Annotated in this window: 21 protein-coding genes and 1 pseudogene; 15 read left to right on the plus strand and 7 right to left on the minus strand. The window is 71.3% G+C overall.

Annotated elements, in window-relative coordinates; all coding sequences use genetic code 11:
• The first annotated feature begins 39 nt into the window (after nucleotides 1-39).
• On the plus strand, nucleotides 40-1,485 hold the full coding sequence (locus AB0M93_RS47575; protein WP_364287786.1) for a SagB/ThcOx family dehydrogenase: 1,446 nt from the start codon (nucleotides 40-42) through the stop codon (nucleotides 1,483-1,485).
• An 84-nt stretch (nucleotides 1,486-1,569) separates the two neighbouring features.
• The gene (locus AB0M93_RS47580; protein WP_364287789.1) at nucleotides 1,570-2,739 is read left to right on the plus strand and encodes a histidine kinase; all 1,170 of its coding nucleotides are present in this window, start codon (nucleotides 1,570-1,572) and stop codon (nucleotides 2,737-2,739) included.
• A 75-nt stretch (nucleotides 2,740-2,814) separates the two neighbouring features.
• Here the strand turns inward: AB0M93_RS47580 and AB0M93_RS47585 are convergent, their stop codons facing one another.
• Nucleotides 2,815-3,420, minus strand: coding sequence for a response regulator transcription factor (locus tag AB0M93_RS47585; RefSeq protein WP_364287792.1), 606 nt, complete (start codon nucleotides 3,418-3,420; stop codon nucleotides 2,815-2,817).
• Nucleotides 3,421-3,674: 254 nt separating this feature from the next.
• Nucleotides 3,675-4,424, minus strand: coding sequence for an AraC family transcriptional regulator (locus AB0M93_RS47590; protein WP_364287795.1), 750 nt, complete (start codon nucleotides 4,422-4,424; stop codon nucleotides 3,675-3,677).
• Between the two features lie 458 nt (nucleotides 4,425-4,882).
• Here AB0M93_RS47590 and AB0M93_RS47595 point away from each other — a divergent pair, with 458 nt between their 5' ends.
• Both AB0M93_RS47595 and AB0M93_RS47600 read left to right on the plus strand, forming a co-directional pair.
• Nucleotides 4,883-5,059 (plus strand): hypothetical protein, encoded by a 177-nt coding sequence (locus AB0M93_RS47595; RefSeq protein WP_364287798.1) that lies wholly within the window; start codon nucleotides 4,883-4,885, stop codon nucleotides 5,057-5,059.
• Between the two features lie 325 nt (nucleotides 5,060-5,384).
• Nucleotides 5,385-5,990, plus strand: a complete 606-nt coding sequence (locus AB0M93_RS47600) for a response regulator transcription factor (RefSeq protein WP_364287801.1) — start codon at nucleotides 5,385-5,387, stop codon at nucleotides 5,988-5,990.
• A gap of 28 nt (nucleotides 5,991-6,018) precedes the next feature.
• On the opposite strand, the gene AB0M93_RS47605 is transcribed toward AB0M93_RS47600, so the two are convergent.
• Together AB0M93_RS47605 and AB0M93_RS47610 are read right to left on the minus strand one after the other, a co-directional pair.
• Complete coding sequence (locus AB0M93_RS47605; RefSeq protein WP_364287804.1) at nucleotides 6,019-8,373, minus strand: histidine kinase; 2,355 nt, start codon at nucleotides 8,371-8,373, stop codon at nucleotides 6,019-6,021.
• Between the two features lie 162 nt (nucleotides 8,374-8,535).
• Complete coding sequence (locus tag AB0M93_RS47610; RefSeq protein ID WP_364287807.1) at nucleotides 8,536-9,048, minus strand: DUF899 family protein; 513 nt, start codon at nucleotides 9,046-9,048, stop codon at nucleotides 8,536-8,538.
• A gap of 143 nt (nucleotides 9,049-9,191) precedes the next feature.
• On the opposite strand from AB0M93_RS47610, the gene AB0M93_RS47615 reads away from it, so the two are divergent.
• Nucleotides 9,192-9,812, plus strand: coding sequence for an L-threonylcarbamoyladenylate synthase (locus tag AB0M93_RS47615; protein ID WP_364287810.1), 621 nt, complete (start codon nucleotides 9,192-9,194; stop codon nucleotides 9,810-9,812).
• Nucleotides 9,813-9,816: 4 nt separating this feature from the next.
• On the opposite strand, the gene AB0M93_RS47620 is transcribed toward AB0M93_RS47615, so the two are convergent.
• Nucleotides 9,817-10,479 carry a maleylpyruvate isomerase family mycothiol-dependent enzyme gene (locus tag AB0M93_RS47620; protein ID WP_364287813.1) on the minus strand — a complete coding sequence of 221 codons (663 nt, stop codon included), beginning with the start codon at nucleotides 10,477-10,479 and terminating at the stop codon, nucleotides 9,817-9,819.
• A 144-nt stretch (nucleotides 10,480-10,623) separates the two neighbouring features.
• On the opposite strand from AB0M93_RS47620, the gene AB0M93_RS47625 reads away from it, so the two are divergent.
• Together AB0M93_RS47625 and AB0M93_RS47630 are read left to right on the plus strand one after the other, a co-directional pair.
• Complete coding sequence (locus AB0M93_RS47625; protein ID WP_364287816.1) at nucleotides 10,624-11,007, plus strand: YciI family protein; 384 nt, start codon at nucleotides 10,624-10,626, stop codon at nucleotides 11,005-11,007.
• Nucleotides 11,004-12,241: pseudogene (locus AB0M93_RS47630) on the plus strand (DUF6596 domain-containing protein). Before AB0M93_RS47625 ends, AB0M93_RS47630 begins: the two are co-directional and overlap by 4 nt.
• A 236-nt stretch (nucleotides 12,242-12,477) precedes the next feature.
• On the opposite strand, the gene AB0M93_RS47635 reads toward AB0M93_RS47630, so the two are convergent.
• Nucleotides 12,478-13,176, minus strand: coding sequence for a winged helix-turn-helix transcriptional regulator (locus tag AB0M93_RS47635; RefSeq protein ID WP_364287819.1), 699 nt, complete (start codon nucleotides 13,174-13,176; stop codon nucleotides 12,478-12,480).
• Nucleotides 13,177-13,245: 69 nt separating this feature from the next.
• Nucleotides 13,246-14,052 carry an AfsR/SARP family transcriptional regulator gene (locus tag AB0M93_RS47640; protein WP_364287822.1) on the minus strand — a complete coding sequence of 269 codons (807 nt, stop codon included), beginning with the start codon at nucleotides 14,050-14,052 and terminating at the stop codon, nucleotides 13,246-13,248.
• Between the two features lie 492 nt (nucleotides 14,053-14,544).
• Between AB0M93_RS47640 and AB0M93_RS47645 the strand changes: the two genes are divergently transcribed.
• The 8 genes from AB0M93_RS47645 to AB0M93_RS47680 all read left to right on the plus strand — a co-directional run bounded on the left by AB0M93_RS47645 (nucleotide 14,545) and on the right by AB0M93_RS47680 (nucleotide 23,814).
• Entirely contained in the window at nucleotides 14,545-15,450 is a 906-nt protein-coding gene (locus AB0M93_RS47645; RefSeq protein ID WP_364287825.1) for an AraC family transcriptional regulator, read from the plus strand.
• Nucleotides 15,451-15,478: 28 nt separating this feature from the next.
• The gene (locus AB0M93_RS47650) at nucleotides 15,479-16,477 is read left to right on the plus strand and encodes a DUF1702 family protein (protein ID WP_364287828.1); all 999 of its coding nucleotides are present in this window, start codon (nucleotides 15,479-15,481) and stop codon (nucleotides 16,475-16,477) included.
• Nucleotides 16,478-16,610: 133 nt separating this feature from the next.
• Nucleotides 16,611-17,573, plus strand: a complete 963-nt coding sequence (locus tag AB0M93_RS47655; RefSeq protein WP_364287831.1) for a DUF1702 family protein — start codon at nucleotides 16,611-16,613, stop codon at nucleotides 17,571-17,573.
• Nucleotides 17,570-19,543, plus strand: a complete 1,974-nt coding sequence (locus AB0M93_RS47660; protein ID WP_364287834.1) for a CRTAC1 family protein — start codon at nucleotides 17,570-17,572, stop codon at nucleotides 19,541-19,543. Before AB0M93_RS47655 ends, AB0M93_RS47660 begins: the two co-directional genes overlap by 4 nt.
• Before the next feature lie 4 nt (nucleotides 19,544-19,547).
• The gene (locus AB0M93_RS47665) at nucleotides 19,548-20,546 is read left to right on the plus strand and encodes an enediyne biosynthesis protein (RefSeq protein ID WP_364287837.1); all 999 of its coding nucleotides are present in this window, start codon (nucleotides 19,548-19,550) and stop codon (nucleotides 20,544-20,546) included.
• Nucleotides 20,547-20,583: 37 nt separating this feature from the next.
• A complete protein-coding gene (locus tag AB0M93_RS47670) occupies nucleotides 20,584-21,141 on the plus strand; it encodes a DUF5987 family protein (RefSeq protein WP_364287840.1) in 558 nt (185 codons plus the stop codon).
• Nucleotides 21,138-22,790, plus strand: coding sequence for a GMC family oxidoreductase (locus tag AB0M93_RS47675; RefSeq protein ID WP_364287843.1), 1,653 nt, complete (start codon nucleotides 21,138-21,140; stop codon nucleotides 22,788-22,790). Before AB0M93_RS47670 ends, AB0M93_RS47675 begins: the two co-directional genes overlap by 4 nt.
• A gap of 229 nt (nucleotides 22,791-23,019) precedes the next feature.
• On the plus strand, nucleotides 23,020-23,814 hold the full coding sequence (locus AB0M93_RS47680; protein ID WP_364287846.1) for a TIGR03084 family metal-binding protein: 795 nt from the start codon (nucleotides 23,020-23,022) through the stop codon (nucleotides 23,812-23,814).
• Nucleotides 23,815-23,911: the final 97 nt, after the last annotated feature.

Consider the following 23,911-nt stretch of genomic DNA (forward strand, 5'->3'; position numbering starts at 1 on the left):
CGGGGGCACGTGTTCGTTGCCCGGCTTGAGGAGTTGGCCTTGCCTGCTGATCGCCCGGAGGGGATCCCGGAGACCGTCCGGCTCTGGTCCCTCACCGAAGACACCCTGCTGGAGGCGGGGGACGACGACACGGTCGTCGCGATCACCTGGTGGGGTGAGTACGAGCTGGCGGGGATACCCGGGTCGGTCCGCGAATCGCTGAGCCGGATGGTGCTGGGCCCGGTGTCGATGGGCAACCTCGCGGCGTCGGCGAGCGGGGGTGCGGAAGCCTGGGCGGGCGTCCTGCGGAAGGTCCTCAACCGGCTGTCCGGCTCGGTCGTGCACTCGCTGGCGCTCAACGACGGCCGCGGGCCGGTCCTGTCGGCCATCCCGGTGACCCAGTCCCCGGTCTTCCCGAGCGATCCGGTGCCGCCCGGGCGGCTGATCAAGCTGTCCCGGTTCTCGGCGATCCGCCCGGAGGACGGCGGCCTGCAGCTCGAGTCGCCCCGCGCCCGGTACCGGGTCGCGCTGCTGCGGCCGCCCGCGGTCACCGTGGCGTCGGCACTGGCCGGGCCGGTCACGGTCGCGCAGGTCGCCGAGGCCACCGGGCTGGCCGAGCCGCTGGTGGCGGACGTCGTGGCGTTCCTGGTGGCCGCGGGCGTGGTGCTGGTGGCCGACGACTGGGCCGCGTTCGCCGAGGACACCGACGCCGACCTGGCCGCCTGGTCGCCCGAGGACCTGCGGTTCCACGCCCGCAGCCGGACCTGGCAGAAGGGCAGGCCGCCGGACCCGCAGGCGCGCCGGGCGGGTGCCGAACCGCCGGTGGTCAAGCAGATCACCGCCGGCCCGACCTTCCCGCTGCCCCGGCCGGACCCGGCCGTGATCGAGGCGACCGACCCGGCGCTGACCACGCTGCTCGAAGCCGACCACACCTGTCCGGAGGTCACCGAACGCGCGTTGTCCGCCGAGCAGGTCGGCGAGCTGCTCTACCGCGCGGCCCGGGTGCGGTCGATCGGGCCCGCCCACCTGCCCGGCGGACCCGGTCACGAGGCGTCCCAGCGCCCGTACTTCAGCGTCGCCTGCCTGTACGAGCTGGAGATCTACGTCGGGATCAACCGCTGCGCGGGCCTGGCGCGGGGGACCTACCACTACGACCCGCTGTGGCACACGCTCACGCTGATCAACGACGACATGGGGGTCCTGGACGGGATGCTCGACGTCGCGATGATCGGCGCCGGCAGCCACCGCAGGCCTTCGGTGCTGCTGACGATGACCGCGCGGATGTCGCGGATCGCCTGGGTGCTCGGCAGCGCCGCCTACGCGACCACGCTGGTGCACGTGGGGGCGCTGCAGCAGGTCCTCTACCTCACCGCCAAGGCGATGGGCCTGACCGCGCACGCCGTCCCGGTCGACGCCGGCGACCGCGTCGACCGCTCGCTGAAACTGGAGTGGCCGACGGAGGTGAGCGTCGGCGAGTGCGTCCTGGACTTCCCGTTCTCCCGCTGACGGACGATCCGCCCGGAACGTCCCGCCCTGTTACCTTGGTACCACTGGGGCGTGGGGGCGTGGGGAGGGGCCGTGGTTCGGCCGGTGCGCATTCGCGGTACGGGGTTCCGGGGACGGGACGCCGGGCAGGCTTCTCCGTTCAAGCGGGAGCGGCCCGGGATCCGCGTCCTCGTGCTGGGCGCGCAGGCGGCGGCCGCCGCCGGGGTCGCGCTGCTGGCGGTCCTGCCCGTCCTGACCGGCGGGGAACCGTGGCCCGTGCGGCTGGCCGCGCTGGTCTGCGCGGTGGCCCTGTCCGGCGGGCACCTGGCCTGGTTCGTCTACGGCGGCATCGCCCACCCGGCGCTGGTCCTCGTCGGCCAGGGAGCGGTGGCTTTCGGGCCGTTGCTGCAGTTCGGGGCCTCGTGGAGCACGGCAGGCGGGTTCTTCGCCGGCGGGCTGCTGCTGGTGTACCCGCCGGCCAGGGCGGTCGCGGGCGCGCTGGCGGCGTGCGCGGTGGCCGGGTTCGGACCGGCCTGGCACGCCGGTTCGGTGGACGTGGTCGTGGGCGTGGCGGCCACGGTGACCGCCGGGGTCGCCGCGCTCACCCTGTTCGGGCTCGGCACGGCCGCGCGGCTGGTGGACGAGCGGGACGACGAGGTCCGCGAGCTGAAGCGCCAGGCCGGCATCGAAGAACGCAAGCGGTTCTCCCGCGACCTCCACGACCTGCTGGGGCTCAGCCTCTCGGCGATCACCCTGAAGGGTGAACTCGTCGACCGCCTGGTGCCCACCCGGCCCGCGCAGGCGAAGGAGGAACTGGCCGAGCTGCTGGTGATGTCGCGGCGCGCGCTGGCCGACGTCCGCACGATCGCCGCGGGCTACCGCGACCTGTCGCTCGAGGAGGAATGCAAGGTCGCGGCCGACGTGCTGAGCGCGGCCGGGACCCGCGTGACGGTGGCCCGCGCCGGCCTCGGCGACCTGCCGCCCCGGGTGGCCACCGCGCTCGGGACGGTGCTGCGCGAAGGCGTCACGAACGTGGTGCGCCACAGCACCGCCAGCTGGTGCGCGTTGTCGGTGAGCGCCGGGGACGGGACGGCGTGGCTGGAGATCGTCAACGACGGCGCGGCCGGCGCGGCCGGCGAGGGTGCCGCCGATTCCGGGGCGGGGCTGCGCAACCTCCGCGACCGCATCGACGTCCTGAACGGAACGCTGACGACCGAAGCGGGGGCCGACGGCACCCACCGGCTGCTGGTGGCCATCCCCCTGGGGCGACGGTAAACGTTTTCCCGCAGGCCCAGGCGGTCGTCCTGATTGGTGCGAAGACGGTTGCCACCCTCCACAGTGGAGGGTGGGTCAGAGCCACTCGGCTTCGGTGGCGATCCGGATGGCGTGGACCCGGTTGCGGGCGTTCAGCTTCGTCACGACGGAGGCCAGGTAGTTGCGGACCGTGCCGGCGGACAGGAACAGCTCGGAGGCGATATCGGAGACCGTGCGCCCCTTCGCGGCCAGGCCCAAAATCTCGACTTCGCGCGGCGTCAGCGGGCAGTCGTCGGTTTCCCAGGCGGCCAAGGCCAGCTCGCTGTCGATGACCCGGCGGCCGATGGCGACCGAGCGCACGGCGTTGGCCAGCTTGTCCGACGGCGCGTCCTTCAGCAGGAAGCCGTTCACCTTGGCGTCCAGGGCCCGGCGCACCGTGCCCGGGCGGCCGAGGCTGGTCAGGATGAGCGTATGGCAGCCGGGCACGCTCTCGTGGATCTCGATCGCCGCGGACAGCCCGTCCTTGCCCGGCAGGTCGATGTCGATGACCGCGACGTCGGGCTTGGCCGCCTTGGCGGCGGGGAGGATCTGGTCGCCCGAGGACACCTCGGCGACCACTTCGATGTCGGATTCGAGGTTCAGCAGGGCGACCAGGGCGCCGCGGACCATGTGCATGTCCTCGGCCAGCAACACCTTGATCACGTCGGTACCTCGCACCCCAGTCCGGCGACTCCGAACCGCAATTGTACGCCATTGCGCGGCGCTGCCGGAGTTTCCCGCGATCGGGATCCCCGGAATACCGGAATTCGCCGCCTCGCCTGCCCGATCCCGCCCGGTGCGGGCAATCCGGCGGCCGATGCCGGCTGCTGGGCCGAATGGCTGTGTTCACCCCGGACAGGTGAGTCCGCCGCCCGTGGATTAACGGACGGCGGATTCGGGTGCCGGCAATTGCCCGCTCAGCTCGCGAGCGGGCGGGAGACCACGGCCTGGCGCAGGTCGGGCAGGGCCAGCAGGACCGGCGGGTCGAAACCGTGCCGCGGGCGCACCCGGACGTCGGCGAGGCTCGCCGTGACGCCGCGGTGGATGGTCACCGGCCCGGTCAGGCCGGTGAACGGCCGCAGCCCGTGGTTGTCGAGCGGGGTGGTGCCGTAGGCGTGCGTCAGGACGTACCAGGACCCCAGCGGGACGTCGGTCAGCGCGTACGGCCCCGGACCGGGCAGGATCGCGTGGCGGGCCGGCGCGCCTTCGGCGATGCGGGCGGCGAACAGACCCACGAAAACCGGCCCGACCTCGGCGTCGGTGGCGACCCGCAGCTGACCGCGCACGGTCGCCCCGGACCCCGGCTGGGCCTGCCGGCCGGCGATCCGCGGCGCCATGCCGTGCAGCTGGCGGTAGCGGGACGGCGAAACGCCCACACTGCCGCTGAACCGCGCGCTGAAGGTGCCGACGCTGTTGTACCCGACCTGGTGGCTGATGTCGGCCACCGAGATCACGGTCGTGGCCAGCAGGCGCTTGGCCTCGGCCAGCCGCAGGGCCGACAGGAACCGGCCCGGCGACAGCCCGGTGACCCGCAGGAACACCCGGGTGAAGTGGAACTTGCTGAACATGGCCGCGCGGGCGAGGTCGTCGATCGTGAGCCGCTCGCCCAGGTTGTCTCGCATGGTCACGATCGCACGTGCCACGGCTTGCCGGACGATCTCATCCATGGTGGGCCGTCCCCTCCGGTCGACGGTGCCGCGTCCGGGCCTTCCGGCGAAGGCTTCCGGGTGCGGAAAAAAACGATTCCGACCAAAACTGTAGGACCGCGGACGTCTACTTCTTAAGTGCTCTGTGCACCGGTGCGGATGGATTTCACCGGTGGTCGACATGCGTTTTGCACATGCCCCGTTTGACGGCGGGCTGGCTGGGTATCCCGGACATGACGGATGCACATGGCGGTCCGCGGCGACCGCACCGCGCATCCGGGCGATCGCGCATGGTGACGAAACCAGCGTGATTCGCCCCCTATTCGATGGCCTGTTAGGCCGTTCGGACTCTTTCCCGAAACCGCACGGACCATTCGTAAGCCATAGCGGCCCGATGACGCGGGCACTGGCTGTCCGGGCACCACTGGGCGACGATTTATGTCACGTGAAGCATTCATCTTCGCCACTGGGAGCACAAAATGTCCGCACAGGTTTCTGCCAACGTCCGCGCACTTTTCGCCGATCTGGGCATCGAGGTCGAGCAGGCCGCCACCGACCTGTCGATCGACCGGTTCGAGCAGTGGAGCGACGGCACCGGTGACGTTCGGCCGATCCTGGGGAGCATCTGCCGCCTCGACGTCCTCGAAGCGGCCTGAGTGTCGTTTCCGCTGTTCTCGTGTCTGCTGAGCCGGTCACGCCGGGCGCGCACCGCGCGCCGGGTGGTGACCGGCTCGTCGCATGTGGAGCGCCGTGGTGTCCGCAAACCACCTGACAGGAAAATTTCCAACAATGCACCGATCATGGGGTAAGTTCGTTACGGGACGTAGCCGCGCGATCGCGACACGATATTTTTAACCTCGCATTTGCCTGCGACTGTGCATTTTGTGGCGTCGGCCCCGAGAGATGCCCGAACGGTGCAACCGATTCGTCAAGCAGAATGGTTGACTTGACTTCTGGGGAATCGTGAGTGCGGAGGCACCCGTGATCAGAGTGCTGGTTGCCGAGGACATGCACATCGTGCGGGGCGCGCTGGTCGCCCTGCTGCGGCTGGAACCCGACATCGACGTGGTCGCGGAGGTCGCGTCCGGCCTGGAAATCCTGCCCGCGGCCCGCGCCAACCAGGCCCAGGTGGCGGTCATCGACATCGACCTGCCGGGCAAGGACGGCCTCACCGCGGCCGGTGAGCTGCACGAGCAGCTGCCGGGGTGCCGGACCCTCATCCTGACCAGCCTCGGCCGCCCGGGGACGCTGCGGCGGGCGCTGGACGCCAAGGTCGGCGGGTTCCTGCTGAAGGACGCCCCGCCCGACAAGCTGGCCAACGCCGTCCGCGGGGTGCTAGCCGGCCGCCGGATGGTGGACGGCGACCTGGCGCTGGCCGCCTGGGACACCGTCGACTGCCCGCTCACCACGCGCGAGCTGGACGTGCTGCGGATGACGTCGCAGGGCTACGGGACGGTGGAGGTCGCCGCGCGGCTCTACCTTTCCGCCGGCACGGTCCGGAATTACCTGACGACGGTGGTCGCGAAGCTCAACGCCCGCAACAGGGTGGACGCCATCCGCATCGCCGAAGAGTCCGGCTGGCTCTGAGCCCCCAACTGGTATGGACCAGTAAGGCTCAGACCGGAACCACGGCCCGCAGCCGGAACCGGCCGTCCGGCTCGACCCCGGCGGTCAGTTCGCCGCCGAGGTCGGCGACCCGGTGCGAGAGGTTGCCGATCCCGCTGCCCGGCGACGAATCGCGGGGCACCGCGGGCGGCGCCGGCACCACCGGCTCCCCGGCGTCCCCGCTGTCGCCGTTCCGGCAGCCCCCGACGCCGTCGTTGACGATGTCGAGGCTGATCCCGCCGTCGGTGCGGTGCATGGCGATCTCGCAGCTCTCCACCTTGCTGTGCCGCAGCACGTTCGTGACGCCTTCGCGCAGCACCACGGCCAGCACCGTGCGCACCGGCGTGGGCAGCTCGTCTTCGAGCATCTCCATGCGCACCCGGACATCGGCGGAGATCAGCACCGACTTGGCGGTGCGCGACTCGCTGTCCAGCGACAATTCGCGGTAACCGCTGGCCACCGACCGCACGTCGGAGAGGGCCTGGCGGGTCAGGCCGAGGACCTCCGCGAGCTCGTCGGCGGCGCGGTGGCGGTCCAGCGGCAGGATCCGGGCCGTCAGCTCGCTCTTCAGCGCGATCGCCGACAGGCTCATGCCGAGCAGGTCGTGCAGGTCGCGGGCGAAGCGCAGCCGCTCCTCGGCGAGGGCCATCTCGGCCAGCCGCCGCCGGGTGTTGTCGAGCTCGGTGACCAGCCGGACCAGCCACAACAGGCCGAACACGGCCAGCCCGGTCATCACGGTCGCGGCGGTGTAGAAGACCGTCGACGTGACGTCCGCGCCCGAGATCCGCTGGATCTGCGCGTAGGCGGCGATGTTGAGCGCGAAGAACACCCAGCCCGCGACCGGCGGCAGGACCAGCAGCGCGCTGCCGATCAGCAGCCCGGGCAGGCTGACCCACTTCGAGCCCAGCGGCAGCAGCGGCAGGTAGATGAGGCAGGCCTGGACGAACAACATGCCGTAGCTCTGCGCCGAACGCAGGTTGGTGGCCGGGCGGTTGAAGTAGGAGAACTGCAGCGCCAGCAGCGCCACGATCGAGCCGACGACCAGGATCACCTGCCACGGCTGCGTGGTCAGCTGGAGCACGTGCAGCGTGGCCCCGCACGCCATCAGGGACATGACCACCGGCAGCAGCCGGCGGATCCGCTTGGAGTCGGTCTCCGCCTGCCGTTCGGCTTGGTGCGCGCCCCCGCTGCCCAGCCGTTCCGGGACCGGGAGCTCGACTCTGAGCCGGAAGCGGCCGTCCGCCCCGGTCTTCGCGGTCGCCGAGCCGCCGAGCGCGGCGACCTCGTCGGGCAGCGTCGCCAGCGTGCTCGCCGGGTCGTCGGCCGTCACGCCGTCGTTGACGATCTCCAGGGTGACCTTGCCGTCGTGGTGGCGGACGTCGATCTCGCAGTGTTCGACATCGCTGTAGCGCAGGACGTTCGTGACGCCTTCGCGGAGCACCTTGGCCAGGAGCGTGCGGGCCTGGACCGGCAGGTCGCCCTGGTCGAGGTGGACGCGCACGGCGATCTCGGACGCCGAGAGCAGCGTCTCGGCCGTCCGCGATTCCTTCTCCAGCGAGAGCTCGCGGTAGCCGTGCGAGACCGCGCGCACGTCGGACAGGGTGCGCTGGGCGGTCGCGGTGATTCCGCCGAGCTCGGCCTTGGCCGCCTCGACCGACTTCCGCATCAGCCGCTGCGCGAGCTCGCCCTTCAGCGCGATCGCGGACAGGCTCAGCCCGAGCAGGTCGTGCAGGTCGCGGGCGAAGGCGAGCCGCTGCTCGGCGACCGCGCGCTGGGCGAGTTCGGTGCGGGCGCGGTGCAGTTCGTGGACCATCCGCGCGAGCCGGGCCAGCAGGTAGTAGAGGATGCTGTAGAAGCAGGCGGAAAAGCCGATGTAGACCGTGTCCGACAGGGACGCGCCGAACGTGTGGTAGACCGCCACCTCGCTGAGGGCGACCACGCCCAGCGTCGGCCACGCGTACCGCGGCGGCAGCACCAGCAGCGCCGCGCCGCCGACGAAGTCCGGCATGTCCGCCCACAGGATGCCCAAGGTCGGCAGCGGGACGTAGGCGAGCACGACCACCACGGCGAGCAGCACCCGGCTGGTGACCGAGTCCAGCCGGGCCGAGGGACGGCTGAACCACAGCAGCTGGATCCCGAGCAGCCCGGCCACGGCCGTGATGGCGTAGACGGCGTGGAAACTGCCGGCCGACGCCGGGAGGAAGCCGACCACCCCGATCACGCTGAACCCGGCGATGACCACGACGATGATGGCCGAGGCCAGGTAGGTGGCCAGGCGGGGGCGCCGGTCCGCCGCGGTGGTGCCGCGGGGTTCGGCGGTCGCGGAGCGCCCGCTGGAGGGCTCGAGTGCGGCGACCGGAGACATCAGTGCGGACCCTCCGGGATCTGTGCGGCGACCGGGCCGCCCGGGAGGCCGGGTCTGGGCGCTTCGTGCGAGCTGACGGCCGATCATAACTCAACGGGGTGCGCCGGCAGCGGTGCGAAAACCTGCCATCGGGCCCGGAACGCCGGGTGGCGTCCGATCGGGTCAGTGGCCGCCGGGGGCCGGCGGCAGGACGCCGGCGGCGGCGAGCAGGCCCACGAAGTCCAGCCGCGGCACCGCGACCGAGCCGGTGTGCAGCACGGAACCGTCCACCAGCCGGAAGAAGCTGAGCCCGGACTCGTCGTCCCAGGAGTCGCCGCCCGCCGCGCCGGGCACGTGCCGGGTCGCCGGGAAGTCTTCGGTGAACGCCGTGCCCGCGGCCGAGTACGCGGCCACGTCCCAGCCGAGGTGCCGCCGGTACTGCTCCAGCTTGGCGTAGGGCGCGCGGGAGACGAGCACCAGCCGCAGGCCCGGGTCCTGCAGCGCGGCGGTGACCTCGGCGGCCGGGACGACGTCCGCGGGTCCGCTGTGGTCGGCCATCGGGTGGTGCACGGCCAGGCGCCGGTGCGCCCGGAACAGCTCGGTCAGCGAAACGCGGCCACGCGGGCCTTCGAACAGGTACTTCGCCCCGGCGACGACACGGGGACGGTCGAGTTCCGGCACGGTCAGCTCCGTCATGACTCGCCCTCCCTGGCTGTGGTCCACTGCGGATTGTGGGCCGTGCCCCGCGGCCGGGCCCAGCGTTCGGCCCGGGTTCCGCAAGATGGGAGACGCGCGGGGGCGGGCGTGCCGGTCCGGGCGAGCGACCCTAGGCTCGACCCATGGCACGCTATTTCGACCTGCACCCGGAGAACCCCCAGAAGCGGGCGCTCGGCCAGGTCGTCGAGATCCTCCGGAACGACGGGCTGATCGCCTACCCGACCGACTCGTGCTTCGCCCTCGGCTGCCGCCCGGGCAACCGCGACGGGCTCGACCGGATCCGCTCCATCCGCAAGCTGGACCACCGGCACCACTTCACCCTGGTCTGCCAGGACTTCGCCCAGCTGGGCCAGTTCGTGCACATCGACAACGCGGTGTTCCGCGCGATCAAGGCGGCGACCCCGGGCAGCTACACGTTCATCCTGCCGGCCACCAAGGAGGTGCCGCGCCGGCTGATGCACGAGAAGAAGAAGACGGTCGGCGTGCGCATCCCGGACCACCGGGTGACGCAGGCGTTGCTGGCCGAGCTCGGCGAACCCCTGCTGTCGAGCACGCTCCTGCTGCCCGGCGAGGGCGAGCCGATGACCCAGGGCTGGGAGATCAAGGAAGAGCTGGACAACGCCCTGGAAGCGGTGCTCGACTCCGGCGACTGCGGGGTCGAACCGACGACGGTGATCGACTTCTCCTCCGGCGAAGCGGAAATCCTGCGCGTCGGCGCGGGCGACCCGGCGCCGTTCGAGTAGGGGCTCAGCGCTCCAGCAGTTCCAGCCAGTCGGCCGTGTGGCTGCCCGTGAAGGCCAGCGACAGGTCCTCGGCGAAGCGGCGGCCGGTCACCAGCAGGCAGAAGTCCTCGGCCGGGCCGGTGATGCGGTCGCGGGCGCCCTCCGGGCCGAAGATCCAGAGCTCGCCCGACGGCGCCTGCAGCTCGAAGCGGAACTGGCCGGGCGGTGTCTCCTGGTGGCGGTGGTAGAGGCGGTCGCGCGTGCGGACGCCGTAGTAGGCGACGTGCCCGATCGCGTCCGTGCGGCGCAGGCGGGTCCCGACCACGTCGGCGATGTCCTGGCCGCAGGCGAACAGCTCCGTCAGCACCGCCGCCGCCAGCACCGACGGGCGCAGCGGGCCGTCGCTCCACGGCAGCTCCGGGGCCGGCGGGGCCGAGGTGAGCAGGGCCGTGGCCTTGCGCTGCTCGATCAGCCAGCACAGGATCGCCTCGTCGAGCGTGTCGTAGGAGATCTGCGGGGTGACCCCGAACGCGGCCGGGTGCTCGACGCTGAGCCGGACCAGCCGCGCGGTCGACGTCAGCCGGGCGAAGTACCCGGTGAGGTCCGGGCCGGGGCCGTACCCGTGCCGCTCGGCCAGCTCGGCCAGCGCCTCGGTCTCGGTCTGCAGGTCCGTGAACACGTCGGCCATCGGCGCCAACCTCCTGGTCCGGCAGCCGGGACTGCCCGGATCAAGCCTCGCAGGCGGCCGCGCGGCAGCTCCACTCCGCGCTTGCGGCGTGGTCGGCTATGTTCGGCCACGGACGCGGCGAGGGTGGCTGAAGGGAGCCCGGACGTGAAGTACCTGCTGGCGATGTACCTGAACCCCGACGTGATGGCGAAGCTGTCCGAGGAGGACATGAACGGCATCATGACCGGGCACCAGGAGTTCATCCGCACCATCCGGGAATCCGGCGAGATGATCAGCACCCAGGCGCTCGGCGCGGTCGCCGACAGCAGCGTCGTGCGCGTGCGCGGGGGCCTGCCCGCCGTCACCGACGGCCCGTTCCTGGAGTCGAAGGAGTTCCTGGCCGGCTACTACCTCGTGGAGTGCGCGAGCAAGGAGCGCGCCGTCGAGCTCGCCGGGATGATCCCGGACGCCGCCGTCGAAGGGCTCGGCATCGAGGTCCGCGAGGTGGTCTTCTTCGCCGACGCCGAAACCGAAGTGCCCATGGCGTGACCGGCGTCGCCGAAGTGCTGCGGCCGCTCGTGCCGCAGGTGCTGGGCGTGCTGGTCCGCCGGTACGGCCAGTTCGACGCGTGCGAGGACGCCGTCCAGGAGGCGCTGCTGGCGGCGAGCGAGCAGTGGCCGGCCGAGGGTGTCCCGGACAACCCGCGCAGCTGGCTGATCACGGTCGCGACCCGGCGGCTCACCGACCACTGGCGCAGCGAGAGCGCGCGACGGCGGCGTGAGGAGTCGGTCGCCGTGCGGGAGCCGGTGACCGTCGTCGCCGGTCCCGGCGAGGAGCAGCCCGCCGCCGAAGACGACACGCTGTCGCTGCTGTTCCTGTGCTGCCACCCGGCCGTTTCGCCGCCCTCGCAGGTCGCGCTGACGCTGCGCGCGGTCGGCGGGCTGACCACGGCCCAGATCGCGAGCGCCTTCCTGGTGCCCGAGGCGACCATGACGCGGCGGATCACCCGCGCGAAGGAGAGCGTCGCCGCCGCGGGGTCGACCTTCAGCGAGCCGTCGCCGGACGACTTCCCGGCGCGGCTGCGGGTGGTGCTCCAGGTGCTGTACCTGATCTTCAACGAGGGGTACACGGCGACGTCGGGGGAGAACCTGCTGCGCGTCGAGCTCGCCACCGAGGCGATCCGGCTGACCCGCGCGGTGCACGCGCTGATCCCCGGCGAGGGCGAGGTCGCCGGCCTGCTGGCGCTGATGCTGCTCACCGACGCCCGCCGGGCGGCCCGCACCGGCCCGGACGGCGAGCTCGTGCCGCTCCCGGACCAGGACCGCGGCCGCTGGGACGCGGCGATGATCGAGGAGGGCGTCTCGCTGGTGCGCTCGACGCTGGGCCGCGGCCCGGTCGGGCCGTACCAGGTCCAGGCGGCGATCGCCGCCCTGCACGACGAGGCACCTGGCACGGACGAGACCGACTGGCCGCAGATCGTCGAGCTGTACGGCGTGCTCGGCGAGCTCATGCCGGGCCCGGTGGTGACGATGAACCTGGCGGTCGCCGTCGCCCAGGTCGCGGGCCCCGACGCCGGCCTGGCCGTGCTGGACGGCATCGACGCCAAGCTCGACGTCGGCCACCGCGTGGACGCGGTCCGGGCGCACCTGCTGGAGCGCGCGGGGCGCCCGGCGGACGCGCGCGAGCACTACCTGAAGGCCGCGAAGCGGACCGAGAGCGGCCGGAACGGCGGTACCTCGAGGCGCAGGCGGCGCGCGTCGAGGCGGAGCTGCCGCCGTCCTGAGGGAGGTCCGGCATCCCCCCGCTCACGCAAACTGGCGTACCCAGGCGGTCGGCTCGCGTGTCTGGAGGGTCGACACGCGTGTCTGGAGGGTCGACACGCCGATCCTGGTTGCCGCGGAGCCGTGTCGACCGTCCGATCACGTGAGTTGACTGCCCAATCACGCGAGTTGAGCGTGCGATCACGCGAGTCGACCGCTCGGGTGCCGGGCCTGCCGGACGAGCAGGCCCGGCCGTCGTTCAGTGGACCGCGAGGCCGCTCGCCGGCTCCGGGGCCGCCGGGACGTGGAACAGCTGCGCGAACAGCTCCAGGTCCGCCGCTTCGCCCTCGATCGCGAGCTTGCCCGACCGGATCGCCGCCGCCGCGGTGAGCTGGCCGCTCATCAGGTCCAGCAAGGCCGCGTTGTGGCCGGTCCGGATGACCAGCTCGGCCCCGGGGAACCGGCCTTCGCCGACCTTGACCGCGCCGTCCTCGACGAGGGCGTGCACCGTCATGCGGTCGTCGTAGCGGATCTCGAAGTTGATCTGCACGCCTTCCGCGCTCTCCGGGCGGAACGTCGTGTACAGGGACAGGATGGCCGTGTCGAGGGTGACGACGTCGTCGGCCGCCGGCTTGCTCAGCGAGCGGGCGCCCCACAGGCCGAGGTCGAGCACGATGTGGTCCAGCTCGCTGCCGTACTGGGTCAGCTCGTAGACCAGGCCCGCGTCGAGCTCGGCGCGGACGCGGCGGCGGATCACGCCGGTCGCCTCCAGGTCGTTGAGCCGGGCGGACAGGATGGACGGCGGGATCTTCGGCAGGCCGGCCTGCAGCTCGTCGTACCGCTTGGCGCCGAGCACCAGGTCCCGGATGATCAGCAGCGACCAGCGCTCACCGATGAGCTCGAGCGCGCGGGCGACGCCGCAGAACTGGCCGTAGGCACGGGTGTGCGGAGTGGGCATCGAACATTCCTCACTTCTTCTCAGGCGATGCGACGGCCCGGCGGGAGCCGGGGACGCGGGTGGGGCGGCTCACCGGTGGTCGCCCTCGGAAATCAGCTCTCGGTGCAGGGACTGCAGGTCGTCACAGGGTTCGACGCCCAGCTCGCCGGCCAGCCGCGTGCGGAGCCTGCGGTAGACGGCCATCGCGTCGGACCGGCGGCCGCTGCGGCCGAGCGCCCGCATCAGCTGTCCGTGCAGGGCTTCGTCCAGCGGGCTGCCGGTGGCCAGCGAACGCAGCTCGCCGATCAGCTCGCGGTGCCGGCCGCTGACGATCTCCGCTTCGATCCGCAGGTGCAGCACGCTGCGCCGCAGTTCGAGCAGCTCGGTCCGGTAGGCCGACAGCACCGGTCCACAGTGGATGTTCGCCAGCGGCGGCCCGGACCACAGGTCGAGCGCGGAGCGGCAGGCGTCGGCGGCACCCGCGTGGTCGCCGGCGGCCTGGCGCTCGTAGCCGGCCTGCTGCAGCCGCACGAACCGATGGATGTCCACTTGGGACGGATTGATGTTGAACGTGTAGCCGGACTGCTTGGTGACCAGCAGTTTCTCGGCGTCCTCGGCGAGGTCGTTCTGCATGATGCAGCGACGCAGATGGTAGACGTAGGTGTGCAGGGTGGTCCGTACCGTCCGGGGTGGGTTGTCCGACCACAGCTCCCGGATCAGGGTGTCGATGTGTACCATCTTGCCCGGGCGCATCACGAGCACGGCGAGCAACGAGAGCACCTTCGGGGCGCTCGGTGCGTAATCGACACCGTCGCGCAGCACTTCCAGCGGCCCCAGCACGCTGAAGTGGACGTCGCCGTCGACCGGCTCGTCGGTGGGCTGCAGTTCGGAGTACATGGCTGGCCTCCAGCATCGTCAATGCGTCCTCGCGCTCCCCAGGTTGTGCCGCGCGGGTCGGTGGACGGCCGATCTCCGGGCTTCTATCCGAATGTGACAGAGCGCCGCTCCGGCGGCCAGTGAACCGCCCACCGGACCCGGCGTGGGTTCTTCCCGGCCCCGCATGCGTTTCGCAGGTTCCGGGGGTGCGCGGTGCACCCGCCGCCATCTGGTCGAACCCGCCGCCGTCCGGGCCGTGGCCTCCCCGGATCGGACCAAACGCGCGTCCCGCGGGACCGCCGCCGATCAAGGCCGCGGGCGTCCGGCACACCGCGTCCAGGCGTTCTGCACGCCCCGGACCGGCGGACCACCCGGCCCCGACCGGGTGTCACACCGACGGGTGAACCGGATCACCGGTCTCCTCCATCGCTCGTCAATCGATCCCCGAGAAACGGCGTCTTCCCTGGCACGAGGAGAAGAAGAACTTCCACCAGGGGATTCGAGGTTGGGCTGATGATGTTGCGATCGATAGCGGCTGTCGGACACGGCGGCGAGTTCGACGCTCCCGCCCGCGAGCCGGCGCTCGACAGAGTGGACAAGTCGGTCCGGCCCGCCGTCCTGCAGGCCATTTCGTCCATCCGGGAGCGGTACTTCGAACCCATCACGCTCGCCGACCTGGCGTCCGAAGTGTTCGTCAGCCGGTTCCACTTCTCCCGGATGTTCGCCGACGCGACCGGCGTGACGCCCGGCCGCTTCCTCACCGCGGTGCGCCTCTTCGAGGCCAAGCGCCTGCTGCTGACCACGTCGCTGAACGTCTCCGACATCGTGTGCAGCGTCGGCTACAGCAGCGTCGGCACGTTCACCAGCCGGTTCTCGCGGGCGGTCGGGATGACGCCGACGCAGTACCGGGAACCGCAGGTCGCCGAGCTCCTGGTGGCGATCTCGCCGACGTTGCGGCGGCTGCCGCCGCTGCGGACGCTGCGTGCGGCCGGCCGCAGCTGCGCGTCGCTGCAGTCGGGCACCGGCGAGCTGGTGATCCAGCTGGACCTGCCCGGAGGTTCGGCCCCCGCGGACACGCTCGTCGGGCTGTTCGCCGACCCGGTGCCCCAGTGCGGCCCGGTCGCCTTCACCGGCATGGCGAGCATGAACTCGGGCGAGCTGACCATCCACGGCGCGCCGGCCGGCCAGTGGACCGCGATCGCGGTCGCGCAGCACCAGCCGGGTGCCGCCGGGCCGCGGTTCTCCATCGCCTATTCGACCGTGCACGTGGCGCCGCACGGCCGGTCCGCCAGCCGGATCGCGCTGCGTGCCCCGGCCCCGACCGACGCTCCGATCGCGATCACGCTCGCGTCGAAGCAGTCGCCGTTCACCCAGCGCATGCTCGCCGCGGCGCGGCCGCACCTGCGCGCCGTCGCCTGATCCCCCGCCGAACAAGGGACCAAGACAGATGTCCACCGTAATCGGAGTTCTGCGCAAGCGGTTTCTCGCTCCTTCACTCGCTTCGGTCGGCTTCGCCGAACGCGGCTTCCCTGTCACCCACACCGACGCGACGGCCCGGCTGGAGGCGGTGCCGCAGGCGGTCGTGTGCGGGTTCGAATGGGCCATCGAAGGGGCGCCGCTCTGGGAGATCGAGCGTCGCCTCGCGCTGATCGAGCCGGAGCAGCGCGGGTTCGCCTACGAGGGCGCGACGATGGGCTACACCATCCTCGACGCGATGCCCGGCGGCGGCCGCGACCGCACGCGCGCCCTGCTGGAGGGGCCGGCGCGCCCGTACATCTTCCTGACCTACATCGGGATCGGCTTCGCGATGGCGCGGCTGCCGCGGCCACTGTGGAAGAACATCCTGCCGGAGCTGACCGGGGTGGCCTACCACCCGACGATGAGCTGGCTCGCCGTCGACGGCTACGGCTTCGACCGGGCCTACTTCGACACCGGCAAGTGGGTCGACGAGCAGGCGGAGCCGGTGCCCTACCCGTGGGCCGGCCGGCCGGAGTACTTCGCCCGCGCCTTCGACCAGGGCGTCGGCCGGGCGCTGTGGTTCATCCACGGCGGGAACCCCACCGCGGCCGCCGCCGCGGTGGGGCGGTTCGCCGAACACCGCCGGGCGGACCTGTGGAGCGGGGTCGGGCTCGCCTCGACCTTCGCCGGCGGGGCCGACCAGCGCGGGCTGGGGATCCTGCGGCGCGCGGCGGGTGAGTACCACGACGAACTGGCCCTGGGCGTGGCCTTCGCGGTCAAGGCGCGGACCTACGCTGCCTACGTGCCCGCGCACACCCACCTCGCGGCCGAGGTCCTCACCGGCCGGTCCGTGCAGGCGCTGCGGGACATCTCCGACCGGACCGAAGCCGCCGGCGGGGACGACGACGGACCGCTGCCGGTGTACGAGGTCTGGCGCGAGCGGATCCGGGCGGAATTGCGGCCCGAAGCGCACCGGGCGGCGAGCTGAACGCCTGCGTCCGCGGGCCGGCGGCAAACGTGGAGTAGAGCTGCCGGTGCGGAATCTGTGACCGTGGATGTATTCGGCCAAAGATTTATGCGACCCGTAAGGGGGAAGTGCGTTGGGCGACGGTTGGCGCGCGTTGAGGCGCCGCATCCTGACACCGGACGTCTCCGAGACGTCGCTGGACAAGCGTGGTTTCCACAAGAAGAGCCCGCAGGCTCAGTACTTGCTGGAAACGGTGGGGGAGAAGTTCCTGCTCGGCTACGCACACGCCGTGGAAGCGCGGACTCCCGCCCAGTGCGAAGAATGGCTGGGTCGCATTCCGGAACAGTTCCGCGGATTCGCCTACGAAGGCGCGGGAATGGGCTACGCGATGCTCGACGGCCTGCCGTTCGGCGGCCGCCGGCACATCGACGACTTCGTCGCGGGCCCGGGCGGCACCCGGCAGGAGTACATCATCCTGGTCGGCGTCGGCTGGGCGATGGCGCGGCTGCCGCGCTTCGCCTGGCCGAAGGCGGAGCGGTTCGACCCGCTGCTGCGCTGGCTGGTGCTCGACGGCTACGGCTTCCACCAGGCGTACTTCAAAACCGAGAAATACGTGCGGCAGCAGTACCAGGAGCCGGGCTTCCCGTGGCCGGACAAGCGGTACAGCGCCTACGCGCTGCGAGCCATGGACCAGGGCATCGGCCGTGCGCTGTGGTTCATCTGCGGCACCGACGTCGACCTGGTGACGAAGACGATCGCCGGGTTCGCGCCGTCCCGCCACGGTGACCTGTACGCCGGCGTCGGGCTGGCGTCGACCTACGCGTGCGGTGTCGACGAGGCCGAACTGGTCGAGCTCGCCGAGCGCGCGGGCAAGCACCGCGGGCAGCTCGCCCAGGGCAGCGCCTTCGCGGCCGACGCCCGGGTGCGCGGCGGCGTGCTGATCCCCCAGACCGAGGTCGCCACGCGGGCGATCTGCGGGCTGCCCGCCGCGCGCGCGGCGGCGATCACCCAGGAAGTGCGCCCGGCGGAGGTCGTCGACGGCGAGGTCCCGGCATTCGAAGCCTGGCGGCAGCGGATCGCCGGCGAAGTGCTGACCCATGGAGGAGTGAACCAATGACCGCGACCACACGCTGGCTGCGTCGGCAGCTCGCGGGCATCGTGGCGATCGCGCTGGTGCTGACGTTGTTCTTCGTCGCGCGCCTGCCGAGCGTCTCGGCCGCCGAGCAGGACCAGCTGGCAGGCAAGTTCCAGTTCACCCCGATGACCATCGCGTTGCCGCCGGCGGCGAAGTCGCAGTACGTCCGGACGCTCAACAAGCAGTACGAGCACATCTCGGCCTGGATGTCCTCGACCGGCGCCGCCATCGCGATGAACGACCTCGACGGCGACGGCCTGGCCAACGACATCTGCCTGGTCGACCCGCGCAGCGACCAGGTCGTCGTCACACCGACGCCGGGCCAGGGCCAGGAGCGGTACGCCCCGTTCGCCCTCGACCCGGCGCCGCTGCCGACGTGGCAGTACATGGCCCCGATGGGCTGCGTCCCCGGCGACTTCAACGAAGACGGCCGGATGGACGTCCTGGTCTACTACTGGGGCCGCACCCCGGTGGTGTTCCTGCAGAAGGCCGGCGCCACCAAGCTCGCTCCCGCCGCCTACGAGCCGGTCGAACTCGTGCCGGGCAGCAAGCGCGGCCCGGACGGCAAGTACGACGGCCCGCTGTGGAACAGCAACGCGGCCACCATCGGCGACTTCGACGGTGACGGGCACGTGGACGTCTTCGTCGGCAACTACTTCCCGGACAGCAAGGTCCTCGACCCGAACGCCGACGGCGGCATCACGATGAACCAGTCGATGTCGCACGCGAAGAACGGCGGCGGGAAGTACCTCTACCGCTGGACCGGCGCCACCGCGGGCACGCAGCCGAGCGCGTCCTTCGCCGACGCCTCGGACGCGATCCCCGCCGACGACCGCTCCGGGTGGACCCTCGGGGCCAGCGCCACCGACATCGACTCCGACGGCCTGCCCGAGCTCTACATCGCCAACGACTTCGGGCACGACCACCTGCTCTACAACAAGTCGGCGCCGGGGCACGTGGCCTTCGGCGAGGTCACCGCGGTCCGCGGGGTCACCGAACCGAAGTCGAAGGTGCTCGGCAACGACTCGTTCAAGGGCATGGGCGTCGACTTCGGCGACTTCAACCACGACGGGCTCTACGACATCTTCGTCAGCAACATCACCACGTCGTGGGGTGTCGAGGAGTCGAACCTCCAGTTCGTCAACACCGCCAAGGACCTGACGGACCTGCGCAACCAGCTGAAGGACGGCGTGGCCCCGTTCCACGACGAAAGCGGCGACACGCGGACGGCGTGGTCGGGCTGGGGCTGGGACCCCAAGATCGAGGACTTCAACAACAGCGGTGACGTCCAGATCGCCCAGGCGACCGGGTTCATCAAGGGGCAGGTCAACCGCTGGCCGCAGCTGCAGGAGCTGGCGGTGGCCAACGACGGCATGACGTCCAACCCGTTCTGGTGGCCGAACGCCCGGCCCGGCGACGACCTCGCCGGCGACCAGACCCTGCACTTCTTCGTGAAGCGCTCGGACGGCACCTACGTCGACCTCGCGCCGAAGCTCGGCCTGGCCGTTCCGGTGCCCACCCGCGGCATCGGCGTCGGTGACGCCGACGGCGACGGCCTGCCCGAGTTCGCCGTCGCGCGGCAGTGGGAGCAGCCCGTCTTCTACCACAACGACAGCCCGAAGACCGGCAAGTTCCTGCAGCTGAAGCTGACCACCGATGCCCCCGTGGCGCCGGGCCCGCTGCCCTCGGCCGGTTCACCGGCGATCGGCGCCGAGGTCACGGTGACCGCCGCGGACGGCAAGAAGTACGTCGGCCGCGTCGACGGCAGCAGCGGGCACTCCGGCCGCCGCAGCTTCGACGTCCAGATCGGGCTGGGCGAGAACGCCGCCGGCCCGCTGGCGGTGCACCTGCAGTGGCGGGACCGCACCGGGCAGCTGCGCACGCAGGACCTGAAGCTCGCACCGGGCTGCCACATGTACCAGCTCGGTACCCAGGCGAAGGAAGAGATGTGACGTCATGGCGACGCCCATAACGACCAAAGTGGACACTGCCCCGCCGAAGCGGACCAACAAGGTCATCACGGCCCTGCGCCGCTTCGCCATCTCGATCACGATCTTCAACATCCTCGGCTACACCGTGCTCGGCTTCGAGCAGCCGTGGCTGTACCCCTTCATCGCCGTGGGCACCGCGTACACCACGGAGATCCTGCTGGAAATCATCAACGCCCGCGTCACCAAGCGGGACGTCCGCTTCCGCGGCAACGGGTTCCGGGGCCTGGTGGAGTTCCTGTTCCCGGCGCACATCAGCGGTCTGGCGCTGAACATGCTGACCTACGTCAACGACCACGTCTGGGCGATGATCTTCGGCGTTGTCGTCGCGGTCGGCGCGAAGTGGGTGCTGCAGGCGCCGGTGTACGGCCGGCTGCGGCACTACATGAACCCGTCGAACTTCGGCATCACGATCATGCTGCTGGTGTTCCCGTGGGTCAACATGACGCCGCCGTACCACTTCTCGGAGAAGGTCGACACCTGGGTCGGCTGGCTGATCGTGGCGGTCATCCTGATCTCGGGCACGGTGCTCAACTCGCTGCTGACCGGCCGGATGTGGCTGATCTTCGGCTGGCTGTCGTTCTTCGTCGTCCAGGCGTTCCTCCGCGGGGCGCTGTTCGGCACGGCCATCCCCGGCGCTTTGGCGATGGGCACCGGGATCGCGTTCGTGCTCTACACGAACTACATGGTGACCGACCCGGGCACGTCGCCGTCGAAGCCGGTTTCGCAGTTCGCCTTCGGCGCCGGGATCGCGATGATGTACGGGTTCTTCACCGCCGCGCACATCGCCTACGGACTGTTCTTCGCCACCGCTTCGGTGTGCCTGATCCGCGGGATGTACCTGTGGGGCCTGCACTTCTCGAACAAGGCGCGGATCAAGTTCGAGGCCGAACAGGCGGCGCAGAAGGTGCAGCTCGCCGCGGCGCCGCCGGCGCCGGCCGGTGACGAAAAGCCCCTGGCGGCGTGAGCGCACTGCCGTCAACGTTCTGGTGAGGAGTAGGCCGGTGGCAAGCGAAGAAGAGGTCCAGGTGCTGACCCTGGAGGCGTACGCCGACACGATCGTGCCGGGGGAGAAGCGGTACCCGGAGGACCGCGCGGTGGCGGGGGCCGCCCCGGGACCCGGCGCGGTGGAAGCGGGTGCGCTGGAACTGCTCAACTACGACGCCACCGGCATCACCGCCGGCCTGCCCTACCTGGTGCAGTCGCTGAACGACCACGCGAAGTCGTACGCGGGCGAGGTCGAGCTGGAGCTCGACACCGACCTGCCGCCGTTCGTCGCGTTGCCGTACGAGCACCGGCGGGCGCTGGTGACCCGGCTGACCAAGCCGGGGCACCCGGAGAAGGAGGGGTGGGTGAGCCTGGCCCTGTTCTGCAACATGGCCTTCGACACCGCCCCGCACCGGCACACCAAGGAGGCGCTGGAGAACGGGCACCCCGGGCTGCTCGCGCTCGGCTACCGGCTCCCGGACGCCGACGGGCTGTGGCGGTTCCCGAAGTTCTCCTACGGCCGCAAGCTGGCCGATCTCCATCCCGACACGACACCTTCGGGGAGCCCGGCATGAGTGCCATCGAAAAAACCGACGTCGTCATCGTCGGCAGCGGCTTCGGCGGTTCGATCCCGGCGTACCACCTCGCCGCGGGCGGCGCGAAGGTGGTCGTGCTCGAACGCGGGCCGTGGCTGGCCGCGGAGGACTTCGAACACGACTACCTGCTGGGTTCGTCGTACACGCGGGTGTTCGACTTCGTCGCCGGCGAGGGCATGAGCGTGCTCGGCGGCAACTGCGTCGGCGGCGGCAGCGTCGTGTACTTCGCCGCGATGCCGCGGGCGCCGAAGTTCGTCTTCGACCGCCACGGCAGCATCGGCCGCCGGATGTGGCCGGCGGAGATCAGCCGTGACTCGCTCGAGCCGTGGTACGACCGGGTCGACGAGTCGATCCCGGTGTCCAAACAGGACTGGAACGACGTCTCGTACGCGGGTGGGCTGTGGGCCGCGGCCTGCAACCACTCGGGCCGCACGGCGAACCCGGCCCCGGTGGCGGTGGACAACGCCCTGTGCACCAACTGCAACTTCCAGATGGCGGGCTGCCGGTTCGACGCGAAGCGGTCGATGCTGACCAACTACCTGCCGGCCGCGCTGGCGCACGGCGCGCAGATCCGGCCGCTGCACGAGGTGGAGCGGCTGGAGCGCACCGAGGACGGCGGCTACCGCGTCCACTTCGACCTGATCGACGAAGAGGACTACCGGATCCACACCGGCTCCGGCGTCATCGAGGCGAAGATCGTCATCATCGCCGCCGGTGCCGGGGCCACGCCGGTGATCCTGCAGCGTTCGGAAGCGGCGCTGGGCACGATGCCGCACGGCGTCGGCCGGTACTTCTCCGGCAACGGCGAGCGGCTGAACACCGCGATCATCGACGAGGACCGGGTGCGCGAGGTGCTCGGGCTGTCCCGTGAGGACGGTGCCGTCTACGCGGCCAACCACATCGGCAAGGGCCCGACGGTGGCGAACTGGGACAAGCTCGACGGCTCGCTGCCGGAGTACGAGCGGTACTCGCTGGAACAGCTGTACTTCCCGCCCGGGCTCGGCACGATCCTCGCCCAGGCACCGGGCGGCGAGGAACCGCGGTGGTTCGGCGCGGAGAAGAAGCAGATCCTCGAGCAGTGGGCCAACTGGCTGACGATCTTCCTGATGACCGAGGACGACAACGAGGGCGTGTTCGGCACGCCGCCGCCGACCGGCAACGCCTACCGGATCTCGCAGCAGATGCTCGGCCGCGGGCCGCTGCGCTACGAGCCGACGGCGAACACCCTGCGCGGCTGGGCGCTGGCGGACGCGGACTGCAAGGCCATCATCGAAAAGGACGGCCTGGGGAAGGTCGCGCCGTGGACCAACGACGTCGTCGGGGCGTACACCGTGCACCCGCTGGCGTCCTGCCGCATCGGCGACGACCCGGCGACGTCGGCCCTGCACCCCAGCCACGAGCTGCGCGACCACGCGGGCATCTTCGTGACCGACAGCGCTTCGGTACCCGGGGCACTGACGGTCAACCCGGCTATGACGATCGCCGCGCTGGCCGAACGGGCCGTGCCCGGCATCGTCCGGGCGCTGCAGGAGCGCGGGGTCGACGTCAAGTACGGCGCCCCGGCACCCGACGGTTCGATCACCGGCCGCCGCGCGGTGTCCAAACTGGACCTCGTGGCCGGCAACTGAACCACCAGGCAAGTGAAGAACTCCGGTCGTCGCGGCACGTGACGACCGGAAGGCAGATCGGGCGCCGGGACTTCGCAGCCCCGGGACAACCGACCCCGAGTCCGGGTCAGGCCGTCGCCCCGGTGCATCCGATCCGCCGTCCCCCGGTGGCCGCGGTGGCGGTACCCCCGCCCCCGCGGCCACCGCGGGCCCACCCAGGGACGTATCGAAGTTCGAGAGGACGGCACAGGTGACTGACACGACGGGCGTGATCGCCGACTTGACCGCCGAGGCCGCCGTGGTCGACGAGCTCGTGGCCGGCCTCACCGAGGAGCAGTGGGAGACCCCGACACCCGCGCCGGGCTGGCGGGTCCGGGAGCAGATCGCCCACCTCACGTTCATCCTCCGCATCGCCGGGCTGGCCGCGGCCCAGCCGGAGGTCTTCGTCGCGATGACGAAGTCGCTCACCGGCGGGCTCGACGTGGCCGTCAACGCGGCGCTGAAGGAGTTCGAGCACGACCCGGCGGAAGTGCTGCTGACGAAGTGGCGGGCCGATCGGGACCAAGCCATCAAGGCGCTCGCCGCGGTGCCGGGCGACCAGCTCGTGCCGTGGCTGGTGCGGCCGCTGCCGCCGTACGTCCTCGCCTGCGCGGGGATGATGGAGCTGTTCGGGCACGGCCAGGACGTCGCCGACGCGCTCGGCGTGCGCCCGGAGCGCACCGACCGGCTGGGGCACCTCGTCGGCTTCGCCGTGCGTGTCCGGGACTTCGGCTACGAAGCGCACGGGCTGACGCCGCCGGAGACCGAGTTCCGGTTCGAGATCACCGGGCCGTCGGGCGCGCTGTGGACGTTCGGGCCCGAGGACTCGCCGGAGCGGATCACCGGGAGCGCGGAAGACTTCTGCCTGCTGGTCACCCGGCGCCGGCACCGCGACGACCTCGGCCTGCGGGCCGAGGGTGCGCTGGCCGACGCGTGGCTCGACATCGCGCAGGCCTATCGCGGCCCGGCGGGTGAGGGCCGGGCGCCGGGGCAGTTCGCCGACTGAGCGAATCTGTCCAAAGTGGATTTCGGATTGTCGCTGCGTGCGGACAAAGTGGCCGCGGGCATGGTGAAAGAAGACGTGACCGGCCAGCGGAGCCATG

This window comes from Amycolatopsis sp. NPDC051102 (assembly GCF_040682815.1).
In the GTDB taxonomy this organism is placed as follows: domain Bacteria; phylum Actinomycetota; class Actinomycetes; order Mycobacteriales; family Pseudonocardiaceae; genus Amycolatopsis.

What these genes read in the sequence shown, in the direction of transcription:
- AB0M93_RS47590 (WP_364287795.1), bottom strand. Translation starts at nt 4,424, where the DNA reads ATGGATGAGATCGTCCGGCAAGCCGTGGCACGTGCGATCGTGACCATG.
- AB0M93_RS47595 (WP_364287798.1), top strand. Translation starts at nt 4,883, where the DNA reads ATGTCCGCACAGGTTTCTGCCAACGTCCGCGCACTTTTCGCCGATCTG.
- AB0M93_RS47605 (WP_364287804.1), bottom strand. Translation starts at nt 8,373, where the DNA reads ATGTCTCCGGTCGCCGCACTCGAGCCCTCCAGCGGGCGCTCCGCGACC.
- AB0M93_RS47610 (WP_364287807.1), bottom strand. Translation starts at nt 9,048, where the DNA reads ATGACGGAGCTGACCGTGCCGGAACTCGACCGTCCCCGTGTCGTCGCC.
- AB0M93_RS47615 (WP_364287810.1), top strand. Translation starts at nt 9,192, where the DNA reads ATGGCACGCTATTTCGACCTGCACCCGGAGAACCCCCAGAAGCGGGCG.
- AB0M93_RS47620 (WP_364287813.1), bottom strand. Translation starts at nt 10,479, where the DNA reads ATGGCCGACGTGTTCACGGACCTGCAGACCGAGACCGAGGCGCTGGCC.
- AB0M93_RS47635 (WP_364287819.1), bottom strand. Translation starts at nt 13,176, where the DNA reads ATGCCCACTCCGCACACCCGTGCCTACGGCCAGTTCTGCGGCGTCGCC.
- AB0M93_RS47640 (WP_364287822.1), bottom strand. Translation starts at nt 14,052, where the DNA reads ATGTACTCCGAACTGCAGCCCACCGACGAGCCGGTCGACGGCGACGTC.
- AB0M93_RS47645 (WP_364287825.1), top strand. Translation starts at nt 14,545, where the DNA reads ATGATGTTGCGATCGATAGCGGCTGTCGGACACGGCGGCGAGTTCGAC.
- AB0M93_RS47650 (WP_364287828.1), top strand. Translation starts at nt 15,479, where the DNA reads ATGTCCACCGTAATCGGAGTTCTGCGCAAGCGGTTTCTCGCTCCTTCA.
- AB0M93_RS47660 (WP_364287834.1), top strand. Translation starts at nt 17,570, where the DNA reads ATGACCGCGACCACACGCTGGCTGCGTCGGCAGCTCGCGGGCATCGTG.
- AB0M93_RS47665 (WP_364287837.1), top strand. Translation starts at nt 19,548, where the DNA reads ATGGCGACGCCCATAACGACCAAAGTGGACACTGCCCCGCCGAAGCGG.
- AB0M93_RS47675 (WP_364287843.1), top strand. Translation starts at nt 21,138, where the DNA reads ATGAGTGCCATCGAAAAAACCGACGTCGTCATCGTCGGCAGCGGCTTC.